Here is a 13,359-nt window from a genome sequence, read left to right as displayed (position 1 = left end):
ACACTCACCACCAAGGCTTCCCCGGGCCCCTCAGCGGACGAAGACCCCCGCCCGCGCGGCGGCGACCGCCGCGTCGGCGGCCCGGTCGGCCGCCGCCTCGTCCAGCGGGGCGCCACTGGCCAGCAGCCGGTAGTACAGCGGCGCCGAGACCGCCGCGATCACCTCGCCCGGGTCCGTGCCCACCGGCAGTTCACCGCGACCGACGGCCTCCTCGACACACCCCGACCACTCCCCGATCCGCACCGCGTAGAAGCGGTGCAGGGCCTCGGCGGTGCGCGGGTCGCAGGTGGCGGCGGCGATCACGGCCGCGAAGAGGGCGCCCTGCCGGGGGTCGGTGAGCGTACGGACCACGAGGCGGGCGTTGGCCCGGAGGTCTTCGGCCAGCGATCCGGTGTCCGCGCGCGGCAGCGACTGCTCCGCCATGTCCGAGAGCAGATCGGCCACCAGCCCGGCGGGGGCGGACCAGCGCCGGTAGACGGTCGTCTTGCCGACCTCGGCCCGCCGGGCGACGTCGGCCAGGTCGAGCCCGTCGAAGCCGTGCTCGACCAGCGCGTCACCGGCCGCCCGCAGCACCGCTTCCCGGACCCGGGCGGTACGGCCGCCGGGGCGCACCGTACCGGGCTCCACGCCGTCGGCGGCGGGACCTTCAGACGTCATAACGGGTCTCCAGTTCCATTAAAGCCATCCCTCCTGTTACGGTGACGCCACCAGCTTAACGGAACCACGGAACCATTAACGCGTCCCCGCTCAGGAACGCCCGGAAACAGGAACAGGAAGGCGCCCCGCCATGCCCGCACCTTGCACCGCTCCCGGTACCGCCCCCGGCACCACTCCCGCGCCCACCGGGCCGGCGACGACCGGTCCGGAGCCCGCCGGCCCTCGCATGACCAGCCGTCAGAAGCTCGTACTGGCGCTGCTTCTCGGGTCCCAGTTCATGATCGCGGTGGACTTCTCGATCCTGAACGTGGCGCTGCCCGTCGTCGGGGAAGGGCTCGGCTTCTCGCTCGCCCACCTCCAGTGGATCGCCACGTCCTTCGCGCTCGCGGCGGCCGGATTCACGCTGCTCTTCGGACGCGTCGCCGATCTCGTGGGCCGCAAGAACCTGTTCATCGGCGGCATGGCCGTCCTCGGCCTCTCCTCCGCGCTCGGCGGCCTCGCCACCTCGCCCGAGGCCCTTCTCACCGCGCGCGTGCTCCAGGGCCTGGCCACCGCGGCCGTCACCCCCGCCGGACTCGCGCTGCTGACCACCGCGTTCAAGGAGGGACCGCTGCGCGAACGCGCGCTCGGGCTGAACGGGGCCCTGATGTCGGCCGGGTTCACCGCCGGAGCGATCCTCGGCGGGCTTCTGACGGACCTGCTCTCCTGGCGGTGGGCCTTCTTCATCAACGTACCGGTAGCGGCCCTGGTCCTGGTCCTGGCCCCGTCCGTGATCACCGACTCGCGGCCGGAGCGGCGTCCCCGGCTGGACGTGCCCGGCGCGGTCACCGTCACCGGCGGGCTGCTGCTGCTCGTCCTCGGGCTCACCCGGGCCGGCGAGACCGGCTGGACCGACCCCGCCACACTGACGGCCCTGGCCGCCGGAGCCGTACTCCTCGCCGCCTTCGTCCGCATCGAGCAGCGGGCCGCGGCCCCGCTCGTCCCGACGCACATCCTCGGGCGGCGGAGCGTCGTCTGGGGCAACACCGCCGGGCTGATCGCCTTCGCCACCGAGACCTCGCTGGTGTTCCTGCTCACCCTGTACCTCCAGGAGGTCCTCGGCTACTCCGCGCTGGCCACCGGCCTCGCGTTCGGTGTGCTGGGCATCGGCACGGTCGTCGGCGGGCTGCTCGGCGGACGGGCGGTGGGCCGCTTCGGCAACCGCCGCGCCATCGTGCTGGGCGGCGCCGTGCAGGCCGCGGCCACCCTCGCCCTGGTGGCCCTCGGCACCTCCGGAGCCTGGATCTGGCTGCTGCTGGCCGCCACCTTCGTCGGCGGCGTGGGCAACATGCTGATGATCGTCGGCTTCATGGTCACGGCCACCTCGGGCCTGCCGGACGAGGAACAGGGGCGGGCCACCGGACTGGCGACGATGACGCAGCAGGTCGGCATCGCCCTCGGCATCCCGGTGATGAGCGCGGTCGTCACCGCCCGCACGGGAGCGGCGACCGGGCCGGAAGCGGTCCTGTCCGGCGTCTCCACCGCCATCCTCGTGAACTCCGCCCTGGTCCTGGCCGGAGCCCTGCTCGCCGCGCACTTCCTGGGCGGGCGGAAGGGTCCCGCAGCGCAGAAGTGAGCCGAGCGGGACGTACCCCGGGGCGAACCGGACCGACAGCGGCGGAGACCGTACGGAACCGGCCGCCCCGGGGGCGGAACGGGATCGACAGCGGGAGGATACGGACATGGCTGCCCCCAAGCCCGGACCCGGCGCCAAGCCCGATCCCGCCCCCGGCCCCGACTCCGGTCCCGGTCCCGACTCCGGTCCCGACCCCGCACCCGGCCCCGAGCCGCTGACCGTCCCGAGCATGACCGCGGGCCCCGACTTCGTGCTGCGCCCCTGGGAGATGAGCGACCTCCCGCTGGTCCGCGAGGCCTCGCTCGACCCGTACATCCCGCTCATCACCACCATCCCGCCCCGCTACTCGGACGCGGCCGCCGAGGCGTTCGTCCGCAGACAGTGGGAGCGCGCGGCCACCGGCACCGGATACCCGTTCGCCATCGTCCGCTCCCGGGACCGGCGTCCGGTCGGCGCGATCGGGCTGTGGCTGCGCGATCTGCCGGAGGGCCGCGCCTCCCTCGGCTACTGGCTCACCGCCCCCGCCCGGGGCCAGGGCGTCGCCCGCGCGGCGCTGCGTACGGTCGCGGGCTGGGCCCTGCGCGATCTCGGCGTCCCGCGCCTCCAGCTCTTCGTCGAACCGTGGAACACCGCCTCCGCCCGGATCGCCGAGGACGTCGGCTTCCGGCGGGAGGGACTGCTGCGCGGCTGGCAGCAGGTGGGCGACGAGCGACGGGACATGACCGTGTACGCGATGCTGAACACCGACGGGCCCGCGGATGGCCGGGCGGCGACCGCGAACTGAACAGCGAGGCGTTACGATCGCGGGCACCGCTGCCGACCAGCAGCCGACGACCGGCAGCCGAGCCCAGGAGTACCGACCTTGTCCGCACCGTCCGCACCCCGCATCGGCGTATCCATCGTGACCATGGGGGACCGTCCGCAGGCGGTCGAGGCGCTGCTGGCGTCGGTCGCCATGCAGGACGTCCGGCCCACCCGGCTCGTGATCATCGGCAACGGCACGAAGCTCCCGGACTTCACGGCGTTCCCCGGCCTGGAGGACCTCGACGGCGGGGTGACCACCATCGAGCTGCCGGAGAACCTAGGCTGCCCGGGCGGCCGGAACGAGGGGCTGCGCAGGCTCGCCGAGATCGGCGACGTGGACGTGGTGATCGAGCTGGACGACGACGGGCTGCTGGTCGACAAGGACGTCTTCCGGCGGGTACGGGACCACTTCGCGGCCGACGACCGGCTCGGCATCGTCGGCTTCCGGATCGCGGACGAGCTCGGCGAGACGCAGCGCCGCCATGTGCCGCGGCTGCGGGCGGGCGACCCGATGCGCGGCGGCGAGGTCACCGCCTTCCTCGGCGGCGGCCACGCGTTCTCCATGAAGATGCTGGAGCAGACCGGCCTGTGGCCCGCGGAGTTCTTCTTCACCCACGAGGAGACCGACCTCGCCTGGCGCGCGCTCGACGCGGGCTGGAAGGTGCTGTACGAGCCCGAGCTGCTGCTCCAGCACCCGAAGACGTCCCCGGCCCGGCACGCGGTCTACTACCGGATGACGGCCCGCAACCGCGTCTGGCTCGCCCGCCGCAACCTGCCCCTCCCCCTGGTCCCCGCCTACCTCGGCACCTGGACCCTGCTCACCCTGGCCCGCACCCGCGACCCGAAGGGCCTGCGCTCCTGGGCGGGCGGCTTCGCCGAGGGCGTCCGCACCCCGTGCGGCGAGCGCCGCCCGATGCGCTGGTCCACGGTGTGGCAGATGACGAGGCTGGGCCGCCCGCCGGTCATCTGACCCACGGGCCGGTGGGCCTACGGCGTCCAGCGGTAGAGCACATCGGGCTCGTTCTCCTCGTTACGGCCGCCGTCGTCGAACGCGACGGCGGTGAACCCGTGCCGCTCGTAGAAGGCGCGGGCGGCGGCGTTGCGCCGGAACACATACAGGCCGATCGGCCCGTCCACCGCCCCGCGCACTTCCGCCAGCAGCCGGCTCCCGATCCCGCGCCGCAACGAGTCGGGCCGCAGATAGAGGTGGTCGAGCTCGTCGCCCCCGGCCAGCACGGCGAACCCCAGCACCTCGCCACCCGCCTCCTCGGCCACCCACACCGCGGTGCTGGTGGGCAGCACGACATGGGTGATCCAAGCGCGGGTGTCCTCGTCACTGTGGATCCGGGGCAGCCAGGGCATGGCGGCGGCACGGGAGGCCAGAAACACCTCCGTCACGGCTTCCGCGTCCCCGCCCGTCGCCCGGCGAATCCGTACCTCGCCCGCCGACGCGGCCCCGTCCACGTACCTGCTCTCCGCCACCCGCGTCACTCCTCGTCTCAAGGCCGGTACGCCCCCGCCCGTGCGTGGGGAACAATGGCCGCGGGCAGCAGACCATGCCGAGGGGTCGGCGCGCAGGTGAAATACCGGTGCGGCGAGCGGACGTGGGGACACCGGGGGAGGAAAATCGCGATGAGCTGGTTCTGGTGGATTCTCATCTTTTTCTGGGTCGGCGGCTTCGCCTGGACCCAGGACACCTTCCGCAAGGCCCTGCGCAAGCGTCACAAGCGGAAGCTGGAACTGCTGAAGGCGACGACACAGGGGCAGCTCGCGATCGAGGCCGCGAACAGGCCGCCGGAGCCGGTGTGCGGCTGCACCCACCACCTCGCCAAGCACGACAAGCAGGGCCGGTGCCATGAGCAGGTCGAGGTGGCGACCGCCTGGGACGAGAACAGGAAGCCGCTGCGCTACGAGGCCGGCCGGTGCAACTGCCAGCAGTACGTGGGCCCGCAGCCGCTCTCGCAGGTGTACGCGGAAGAACTGACGGACCGCTGGCCCGCCGGGCCACCCAAGGAGCTGTGATCAGCGCTCGCCGCGGGGCCACAATGAAAGGGCTTCCACATCCGTCGCGAGGGAAAGCCGGTGTCCATGGCTGAGGAGCTGCCGCGTCGGCACGCCACGCTCGACGAGGTGGCCGCACTGGCCGGAGTGTCGCGGTCGGTGGCTTCCCGGGTGATCAACCACGCCCCCCATGTCAGCCGGGCCAAGCGTGAGTCCGTGGAAAGGGCGATCAGGAGACTCGGCTACGTCCCCGACCCGAAGGCGCGCGCCCTGGCCACGCGTCAGGCGGGTGCGGCCGCGCTGGTCATCTCGCGGGACGACCCCGAGGTGCTGACGGACCCGTTCTTCGGGCAGCTCGTCGCCGGTGTGGCCGGCGCCCTGGAGGAGGCCGACCTGCACCTGATGCTGTGCGTCGCCGCCACCCCGCGCGGCCGGGAGCGGGTGGAACGGCTCGTACGCTCCCGGGCCGTCGACGGGGTGATGCTGACGGCGTCGCACGAGGACGACCCCTTGGCCCGGATCGTCAAGGAGAGCCCGCTGCCGGTGGTCTTCGGCGGGCGCCCGGTGGACTTCGAACCGCGCTGGTACGTGGACATCGACAACGTCGGCGGCGCGCGGGAGGCGACCGATCACCTGCTCGCGCGGGGACGGACCCGGGTGGTCACGATCTGCGGGCCGCTGGACACCGAGGTGGCCAGATCCCGGCACCGCGGCTACCGGGAAGCCATGACGCTCGCCGGTCTGACGCCCCGCCCTCCCGAGGAGGGGGACTTCTCCGAAGCAGCCGGAGTCGCCGCCATGACCCGGCTGCTGGAAGCGCATCCGGATCTGGACGGGGTGTTCGCGGCCAACGACAACATGGCGGCGGGCGCGCTGCGCGCGTTGCGCGGAGCCGGCCGGTCGGTGCCCGCGGACGTGGCCGTGGTGGGGTTCGACGACCTCGCCGTCGCGCAGGTCACGGAGCCCGCGCTCACGACGATCCACCAGCCCATCCGGGGGCTCGGGCGCGAGATGGCCCGGATGCTCGTCGGGCTCATCGCGGGCCGTACCTCCGGCCCGCTGATCCTGCCCACCCATCTGGTCAAGCGTTCCAGTACCTGACGGGCTCCGGCCCCGCCTCTACCTTCCGGTGCCGGTAGCGGGCTGTCGGCATCGATACCGGGAGCGCTTCCAGAATGACGGAACCTCTCCGATCGCTTGTCCACCAGATGACGCGCTGCTACGTTCTGGAAGCGCTCCCAGTTTCTCCGTACCACAGGCGTCCTCCCCCCGCACAGTCGTGCCGTCAGCGGACGCCGAGCCTGTCCCGCACATGGGTTTCACGGCACAAGGAGGCCGAGATGCACTCCCCCACGACATCGCGTCGGTTCCGCACACCTCGCTGGCTGCTCGCACCGCTCGCCGCCCTCGCGCTGATCCTCTCCCCGCTGACCAGTCCCGCGTACGCCGTCGGCGGCAGCTTCACCGACAACTTCGACTTCCACGACACCGGCCGCTGGAGCAAGGCCGACGGCTGGTCCAACGGAGACATGTTCAACGTCGGCTGGCGCGCCGATCACACCTGGTTCAACGGCGGCGTCATGGGCCAGAACCTCGACCTCGCGACCTGCCCCTCCGGCTGCTCGGGCAAGCCCTACGCCTCCGGCGAATACCGCACCAACGACCTGTACTCGTACGGCCGCTTCGAGGCCCGGCTCCAGGCGGTCAAGCGCGAAGGCGTCGTGACCGGGTTCTTCACCTACACCGGCCCGAGCGACGGTCAGCCCTGGGACGAGATCGACGTCGAGATCCTCGGCAAGAACACCACCCAGATGCAGACCAACTACTTCACCAACGGAGTCGGCGGCCACGAGACCGTCATCGACCTCGGGTTCGACGCCTCCGCCGGCTATCACGACTACGCCATCGAGTGGTGGAACCAGGGCACGATCAACTGGTTCGTGGACGGCAGGCTCGTCCACCAGGAGAACGGCTCCCGCGGCCCGCTCCCCACCCGCCCGATGCGCATCATGACCAACCTGTGGCCGGGGATCGGGGTCGACGACTGGCTCGGCCCGTTCACCTATCCGGGCACTCCGCTGACCGCCCGCTACGACTGGATCAAGTACACGAAGTACTGATGCCTGCGAAGGACGTAAGGAAGTAAGCAGGGAAGCAAGGAAGCCAGGAAAGAGCCCCTGGCCGGCTCGACGCCGGTCAGGGGCTCCAGGGGCTCTTGCGGCAGACGAGCCGTGCTGTACGCCGGGTTCTGTCTCACGGTCGCCTCGCGGCGGCCGCGGAGACGGCCATCCATCTAGGACCGGCATTGCTGCCGGCCTCGTGCGGTCTACCCGTGAACTCGGGCGAGCAGCCCTCGGACGTTCACGCAGGGCCGTCCCGTTTCCGGCACGGCCCCTCTTGACCTTGCTCCGGGTGGGGTTTACCTAGCCGCCTGAGTCACCTCAGGCGCTGGTGGTCTCTTACACCACCGTTTCACCCTTACCCGCGACCGAAGTCCCGGGCGGTCTGTTTTCTGTGGCACTGTCCCGCGGGTCACCCCGGGTGGCCGTTAGCCACCACCCTGCTCTGTGGAGCCCGGACGTTCCTCGGGAGGATCCGGGGATCCTCACGCGGCCGTCCGCACGACTCGTCTGCCGTGATCGCCATCCTACCGGGCTGCTCGGGCGGCCCCGCAGGCGTCCTCAGCCGAAGCTCCCGGTCTCCAGATCGAAGGCGAAGGGTTCGGGAAGCGGGAGCGGCTTGCCGTACGGGATCGTGAGGAGCTGGCGGTAGTCGTCGTTCTCCGGATCGCTGAACAGCGTCACCGAGCTGTCGTCGCGGTCGATGAGCAGATAGAGCGGGATGCCGCCGCGGGCGTAGCAGCGACGCTTGGCCTCACGATCGGCCTGCGGCTTGGTGGAGGTCACCTCCACCACCAGGGCGACGCCCTCGCAGGGCATCCAGGGGTCGGCGCCGCGGAAGAGGCGGAGCTCGGTGGGGGCGAAGGTGCCATCCGGGATGGCGTGGTTCTTGGGGCAGCCGCCCCCGCTGCGGAGCTTCAGCCCCTTGTTCCCGGAGAAGTCCATGTCGGTGCGGGACTTCCTCAGCACCTGCTTCAGAACCAGGCTGATGTAGTCCTCATGGTCCCCGTCCGGCGGCGGCGTCACGACGATCTCCCCCTCGATCAGTTCCGCCCGGAAGCCTTCCGGCGTGTCCAGGGCCAGGAAGCCCTCCAGAAGGACTTCTGCCTGCGTGAGCGACTCGTGCGCCATGGCAGTCATGTCACGCTCCTTCCTCGGTCGCTCGCCAGACTGGGACATCGGGGGACCAGCCGTCCGTGAGAGGGGAGTTCTTCCTCCGATCGTGGCACAGGACCGCTCGGCGTGGACGAAAGCGCGGGAAGGAACGTGGTGCTTGACCTTGTCGCAGCGTCAACGTTTCTACTGGCCGCATGCGTATCGGAGAGATCGCCGCGCTCGTGGGAGTCACCTCCCGGGCCGTCCGGCACTACCACCACATCGGCCTCCTGCCCGAGCCCGCCCGGCAGGCCAACGGCTATCGGGCGTACACCGTCCGCGACGCCGTGCTGCTGGCCCGGATCCGGCGGCTGACGGAGATCGGGCTCTCCCTCGACGAGGTGCGGGACGTGCTCGCCGACGACGCGGGGCGGGAGCTGGCCGAGGTGCTCGGGGAGCTGGACGCCGATCTGGCGCGGCAGGAGCGGGAGATCCATGAGCGGCGGCAGGTCCTGGCCGTGCTCCTGGAGGCGCCGCTCACCCCGGACGGGCCGCTCTCCCCCGCCCTCGCAGCGCTCCTGGAGAAGGCGCCCGCCACCGGCTCCCCGGCCGCCGCGAAGGACCGCGAGCATCTGGCGCTGCTGGACGCGGCGGGCGGTGGGGCCGGGGCCGAGGTGTTCGCGGCGCTGCGGCCGCTGGCCGAGGACCCGGGTGTCCTCGCACTGTACGGGCGGCTGGACGAGCTGGCCGGGGCCGGGGCGGACGACCCGCGCATCGCGCCCCTGGCGGCCGAGCTGGTCGCGGCCGTGCCGGACGAGGTGCTGGCGGTGATCCCGGACGGGGAGCCCTCGCCGAGCGGGTTCGGACGGGTGCTGCTCGACGACTACCCGCCCGCGCAGCGCGAGGTGGTGCGCCGGGTGATGGTGGCCCTGGCCGAGCGGGTCCGGATGCGCGTTCACCGGAGAACGCCGTGATGGCGGTGGGGTTGCGGGCGGCCCGGGTCGTCGCGTGGTCGGTGCTGCCCGCCGAACTGGTCCTGGTCGTCTGCCTGGTGGCCGGGGTACGGATACCCGCCCCGGTCCTGCTGGGCGCCGAGGCCCTGGTGGTGGCTGTGCTCGTCCTGGACGCCTCGGTGCTGTGGCGGCTGTACGCGGCGGCCCGGCGGCGGGACGGGGCCGGGCGGCGGGAGGCCCTGCGGACGGCGGTGGGCACGCTGGTGCCGGTGGCGTTGCGGCGGCTCGTGGTGCACGAGTTCCGGGCCCTGCACAGCCTCGGGCTGTGGGTGGTACGTCGTCGGCACCGGATTCCGGAGGGGGCGCTGCCCGTCCCGTACACCGAGCCGCAGACCGGGGTGATGTACGCCTTCGCGTTCGTCTCCGTCCTGGAGACGGTGGTGCTGGCCCTGGTGATCCCCTGGCCGCTGGTCCACGCGATCCTGCTCGTGGTGGACGTGTACGGCGTCGTCGTGGTCCTCGCGATCCACGCGGCGTGCGTCACCCGGCCGCACGTGGTGGAGGCGGACGGTTCGCTGCGGCTGCGCTACGGCGCCCTGTTCGACCTCCGGGTACCCGCCACCGCCATCGCCGCCGCCCGGGTGGACCGGCGCTTCCCGGGCGGCGGGCCGGTCCGGGTCGACGAGGACGGGACGCTCGATCTGGCGGTGGGGAGCCAGACGACGGTGACCGTGGAGCTGACGGAGCCGGTGGAGTTCGTGCGGCCGCTCGGCCGGCGCGGCAGCGCCCGTACGCTCCGGTTCAACGCGGACGATCCCCGGGCAGCCGTCGCGGCTCTCGTGAAGACCGCGCCCACGCCCGCGCCCCGGGCCACGCCCCCGCCCGCGCTCGCTCCCCCGCTCACGCCGGGGCGAACAGCACCGTCCTCGACGCCGGACCTGCCTGCGTGAGCCGGACCCGCAGCCGCTCCCCCAGCGGCAGCGGGGCCGGGCCGCCCTCGATCCGGCCGACGACCGCCGGGTCCCGGAGGTGGACCGTGCCGGTGGTGGGGTTCCGCTCCTGGACGTCGACGACGTACGCGTCGAAGAGCTGCCCTACCTGCCCCTCCAGCAACGCCGCCTCGATCAGGTCCACACAGGACCGCTCCACGGTGTTGGCCCGGCGCGTCCCCTCGGCCATCTCCTTCGGCAGGGCGGGCAGGGCCTCCCGTACCCACGCGGGAGGTTCCTTCCCCGCCGTCGCGGCGAGGCAGAGCTCGGACGCGTACCGGTCGACCAGGCGGCGCAGCGGTGCGGTGCAGTGCGTGTAGAGGTCGGCGACCGCCGCGTGCACGGCGGGGTCGGGGAGTTCGCCGTGGTCGAAGGCGGTGTAGCCCGCGCCTCGCAGGAGGGTGGTGCACTCCAGGAGGAACGCCGCGTGGTTGCCCTTCTCCGGGTCCAGTGAGCGGACGACCTCGGCGTACGGGACGTGGTGCGGCCAGTCGATGCGCAGGGCGCGGGCGGAGCGCCGCAGCCGGGCCACGGCTCCGTCCGGGGCGACCGGGAGGGTGCGCAGGATGCCGTTGCCCGTGTCGGCCATGAGGCGGGCGGCGGCCATGCCGGTGAGCAGTGAGATCTGCGCGTTCCAGGCCTCGGCGGGGAGCGGGGCGCGGTAGGCGAGGCCGTAGGAGCCGTCGTGCTCGATGATCTCCTGTTCGGGCACGTCGAGCGAGATACCGCCCCGGGCCAGCTCCTGTTCCTCGCGCAGCCGTCCGACGTCCCGGAGCAGGGCGAGGGGTTCCTCGGCGGTGCCCGCGTCGATCTGCCGCTGGACGCCCGCGTAGTCGAGCTTCGCCCGGCTGCGGACCAGGGCCCGGCGTACGTCGGTGGCGACGGCCTGCCCGTCGCCGTCCAGGTCGATCCGCCACAGTGCGGCCGGGCGGGTCTCGCCGGGGAGGAGGCTGGCGGCGCCTTCGGAGAGGACGGTGGGGTGGAGGGGGATCCGGTCGTCGGGGAAGTAGAGGGTGGTGACCCGGCGGTGGGCCTCGGCGTCGAGCGCGCCGCCCGGCCGGAGAAACGCGGCGACGTCCGCGATGGCGTAGTGCACCCGGTAGCCGGACCCGCCCCGGCGGCGTTCCAGATACATCGCCTGGTCGAGGTCCGTCGAGGTCGCCGGGTCGATGGTGAGGAACGGCAGGTCCGTGGCGTCCTCGTGGGCCGCCAGGTCCGGGTTCCGCACCGCTTCCGCCGCCTCCGCGAGCGCCTCGGGCGGGAAGGCGCCGGGCAGGTCGAGTTCGGTGCGCAGCGCCCGCAGGGCGGCCCCGAGCGAGCAGTCGGCTGCACCGGTCATACGGAGGTGGCGGCGGGGCATGGACCGAGCGTAGGCCGGGCGGGGGCGGGCGGCATCCGGGCCCCGGTGCTTCCCGCTCGCCGTACGGGAAGCGCCGGCCCGTCCCCGTACCCTTGCCGAGGACCCGGTGAGCCCGCACGCCGCCCGGGTCCGCGCTTGCGCCGTACGTACGAAGGAGAACCGCCGTGCTCGTGCTGTTGCCGCCCTCCGAAGGAAAGGCCGCCTCGGGGCGCGGGGCTTCCCTGAAGCCGGAGTCGCTGTCGCTGCCGGGGCTCGCCCAGGCCCGTGCGGCGGTGCTGGACGAGCTGGTCGAGCTCTGCCAGGCGGACGAGGAGAAGGCCCGTGAGGTGCTCGGCCTGAGCGTGGGGCTGCGCGGCGAGGTCGGCAAGAACACCGAGCTGCGTACCGCCGGGACCCGTCCGGCCGGGGAGCTGTACACCGGGGTGCTGTACGACGCCCTCGACCTGGCCTCGCTGGAGGCGGCCGCGCGGCGGCGGGCGGCCTCGTCGCTGCTGGTCTTCTCGGGGCTGTGGGGCGCGGTCCGGATCGGCGACCGGATTCCGCCGTACCGCTGCTCGATGGGCGTGAAGCTGCCCGGCCTCGGCGCGCTCGGCGCGTACTGGCGTACCCCGATGGAGACCGTGCTGCCCGAGGCCGCCGGGGACGGGCTCGTCCTGGATCTGCGGTCCTCCGCGTACGCGTCGGCCTGGAAGCCGAAGGGCGAGGTGGCGTCGCGCACGGCGAGCGTGCGGGTGTTGCACTCCCAGCTGGTGGACGGGGTGGAGAAGCGGTCCGTGGTGAGCCACTTCAACAAGGCGACCAAGGGTCGGCTGGTGCGCGATCTGCTGATCGCCGGTGCGCGGCCCCAGGGTCCGGCGGAGCTGGTGGAGGTGCTGCGGGATCTCGGGTACGTGGTGGAGGCCGAGTCCCCCGCGCGGGCCGGGCGGCCGTGGTCGCTGGACGTGGTGGTGACGGAGATCCACTGACCGCCCCGGAACGGCGGCGGTTGACGTCCCGGAACGGAGCGGTTGATCACCCCGGAACGGCGGCGTTGCATTCTGCGCAACGGTCGTTGCAGCTACTGCCTTGCTCGCGGCAGGATGGCCCCATGACCTCCTCCGTGCCGTCCGCAACGCCCTCCGCCACAGCGCTTACCACCGCCCCCGACGCCTCCGTGCTGGATCTCGCGCCCGTCGTCCCCGTCGTCGTCCTGCACGAGGTGGCCGACGCGGTGCCGCTGGCGCGGGCCCTGGTGGCGGGCGGGCTGCCGGCGATCGAGGTGACGCTGCGGACACCCGTCGCGCTGGAGTCGATCCGGGCCATGGCCGCCGAGGTCCCGGGCGCGGTGGTCGGCGCGGGCACGGTGATCTCGCCGGAGCACGTACGGAACACGGTCGACGCCGGGGCGCGGTTCCTGGTCAGCCCGGGGTGGACGGACGCGCTGCTGGAGGCGATGAAGGCGTCCGGGCTGCCGTTCCTGCCCGGTGTCTCGACCACCTCCGAGGTGGTGGCCCTGCTGGAGCGCGGGGTGCGGGAGATGAAGTTCTTCCCGGCCGAGGCGGCGGGCGGCACCGCCTATCTGAAGGCCCTGTCCGCACCGCTGCCCCAGGCCCGGTTCTGCCCGACCGGCGGCATCTCGCTCGCCTCCGCCCCGTCGTATCTCGCGCTGCCCAACGTCGGCTGTGTGGGCGGCAGCTGGATGGTCCCGGCCGACGCGGTGGCGGCGAAGGACTGGGACCGGGTGGCCCGGCTGGCGGCCGAGGCGGCGGCGCTCGCCCCGTGAATC

Annotated in this window: 14 protein-coding genes and 1 other RNA gene; 10 read left to right on the top strand and 5 right to left on the bottom strand. The window is 72.8% G+C overall.

Annotated elements, in window-relative coordinates:
* Positions 1–30 precede the first annotated feature (30 nt).
* The gene (locus AC0VY3_RS08900) at positions 31–657 is read right to left on the bottom strand and encodes a TetR/AcrR family transcriptional regulator (protein ID WP_181010864.1); all 627 of its coding nucleotides are present in this window, start codon (positions 655–657) and stop codon (positions 31–33) included.
* A gap of 130 nt (positions 658–787) precedes the next feature.
* Between AC0VY3_RS08900 and AC0VY3_RS08895 the strand changes: the two genes are divergently transcribed.
* The 3 genes from AC0VY3_RS08895 to AC0VY3_RS08885 all read left to right on the top strand — a co-directional run bounded on the left by AC0VY3_RS08895 (position 788) and on the right by AC0VY3_RS08885 (position 4,046).
* Positions 788–2,272 carry an MFS transporter gene (locus AC0VY3_RS08895; protein WP_475549361.1) on the top strand — a complete coding sequence of 495 codons (1,485 nt, stop codon included), beginning with the start codon at positions 788–790 and terminating at the stop codon, positions 2,270–2,272.
* 106 nt (positions 2,273–2,378) lie between these two features.
* Complete coding sequence (locus AC0VY3_RS08890; protein ID WP_103509107.1) at positions 2,379–3,056, top strand: GNAT family N-acetyltransferase; 678 nt, start codon at positions 2,379–2,381, stop codon at positions 3,054–3,056.
* 123 nt (positions 3,057–3,179) lie between these two features.
* Complete coding sequence (locus AC0VY3_RS08885; protein WP_219821338.1) at positions 3,180–4,046, top strand: glycosyltransferase family 2 protein; 867 nt, start codon at positions 3,180–3,182, stop codon at positions 4,044–4,046.
* Between the two features lie 17 nt (positions 4,047–4,063).
* Here the strand turns inward: AC0VY3_RS08885 and AC0VY3_RS08880 are convergent, their stop codons facing one another.
* On the bottom strand, positions 4,064–4,558 hold the full coding sequence (locus tag AC0VY3_RS08880) for a GNAT family N-acetyltransferase (RefSeq protein WP_242736333.1): 495 nt from the start codon (positions 4,556–4,558) through the stop codon (positions 4,064–4,066).
* A 150-nt stretch (positions 4,559–4,708) separates the two neighbouring features.
* On the opposite strand from AC0VY3_RS08880, the gene AC0VY3_RS08875 reads away from it, so the two are divergent.
* The 3 genes from AC0VY3_RS08875 to bglS all read left to right on the top strand — a co-directional run bounded on the left by AC0VY3_RS08875 (position 4,709) and on the right by bglS (position 7,197).
* The gene (locus tag AC0VY3_RS08875) at positions 4,709–5,098 is read left to right on the top strand and encodes a hypothetical protein (RefSeq protein WP_103509105.1); all 390 of its coding nucleotides are present in this window, start codon (positions 4,709–4,711) and stop codon (positions 5,096–5,098) included.
* Positions 5,099–5,164: 66 nt separating this feature from the next.
* On the top strand, positions 5,165–6,178 hold the full coding sequence (locus AC0VY3_RS08870; RefSeq protein WP_475549360.1) for a LacI family DNA-binding transcriptional regulator: 1,014 nt from the start codon (positions 5,165–5,167) through the stop codon (positions 6,176–6,178).
* A 239-nt stretch (positions 6,179–6,417) separates the two neighbouring features.
* Positions 6,418–7,197, top strand: coding sequence for a beta-glucanase (gene bglS, locus AC0VY3_RS08865; protein ID WP_475549359.1), 780 nt, complete (start codon positions 6,418–6,420; stop codon positions 7,195–7,197).
* 101 nt (positions 7,198–7,298) lie between these two features.
* Here the strand turns inward: bglS and rnpB are convergent.
* Together rnpB and AC0VY3_RS08855 are read right to left on the bottom strand one after the other, a co-directional pair.
* An RNA gene (rnpB, locus tag AC0VY3_RS08860) (RNase P RNA component class A) lies at positions 7,299–7,706 on the bottom strand.
* Positions 7,707–7,758: 52 nt separating this feature from the next.
* Positions 7,759–8,328 (bottom strand): Uma2 family endonuclease, encoded by a 570-nt coding sequence (locus AC0VY3_RS08855; protein WP_103509102.1) that lies wholly within the window; start codon positions 8,326–8,328, stop codon positions 7,759–7,761.
* A gap of 179 nt (positions 8,329–8,507) precedes the next feature.
* On the opposite strand from AC0VY3_RS08855, the gene AC0VY3_RS08850 reads away from it, so the two are divergent.
* Entirely contained in the window at positions 8,508–9,266 is a 759-nt protein-coding gene (locus tag AC0VY3_RS08850; RefSeq protein WP_242736329.1) for a MerR family transcriptional regulator, read from the top strand.
* On the top strand, positions 9,266–10,195 hold the full coding sequence (locus AC0VY3_RS08845) for a hypothetical protein (protein ID WP_475549358.1): 930 nt from the start codon (positions 9,266–9,268) through the stop codon (positions 10,193–10,195). Before AC0VY3_RS08850 ends, AC0VY3_RS08845 begins: the two co-directional genes overlap by 1 nt.
* Here the strand turns inward: AC0VY3_RS08845 and AC0VY3_RS08840 are convergent.
* A complete protein-coding gene (locus AC0VY3_RS08840; protein WP_475549357.1) occupies positions 10,146–11,594 on the bottom strand; it encodes an RNB domain-containing ribonuclease in 1,449 nt (482 codons plus the stop codon). The two genes, AC0VY3_RS08845 and AC0VY3_RS08840, sit on opposite strands and share 50 nt — an antisense overlap.
* A 164-nt stretch (positions 11,595–11,758) precedes the next feature.
* Here AC0VY3_RS08840 and yaaA point away from each other — a divergent pair, with 164 nt between their 5' ends.
* Positions 11,759–12,559 carry a peroxide stress protein YaaA gene (gene yaaA / locus AC0VY3_RS08835; RefSeq protein ID WP_103509099.1) on the top strand — a complete coding sequence of 267 codons (801 nt, stop codon included), beginning with the start codon at positions 11,759–11,761 and terminating at the stop codon, positions 12,557–12,559.
* Positions 12,560–12,681: 122 nt separating this feature from the next.
* Entirely contained in the window at positions 12,682–13,356 is a 675-nt protein-coding gene (gene eda / locus AC0VY3_RS08830) for a bifunctional 4-hydroxy-2-oxoglutarate aldolase/2-dehydro-3-deoxy-phosphogluconate aldolase (RefSeq protein WP_475549356.1), read from the top strand.
* The last annotated feature ends 3 nt before the right edge of the window (positions 13,357–13,359 follow it).

It is taken from the genome of Streptomyces sp. iso_384 (assembly GCF_056172905.1).
Note: the sequence above shows the minus strand (reverse complement) of the source record. Positions and strands in the feature narration are given on the sequence as shown.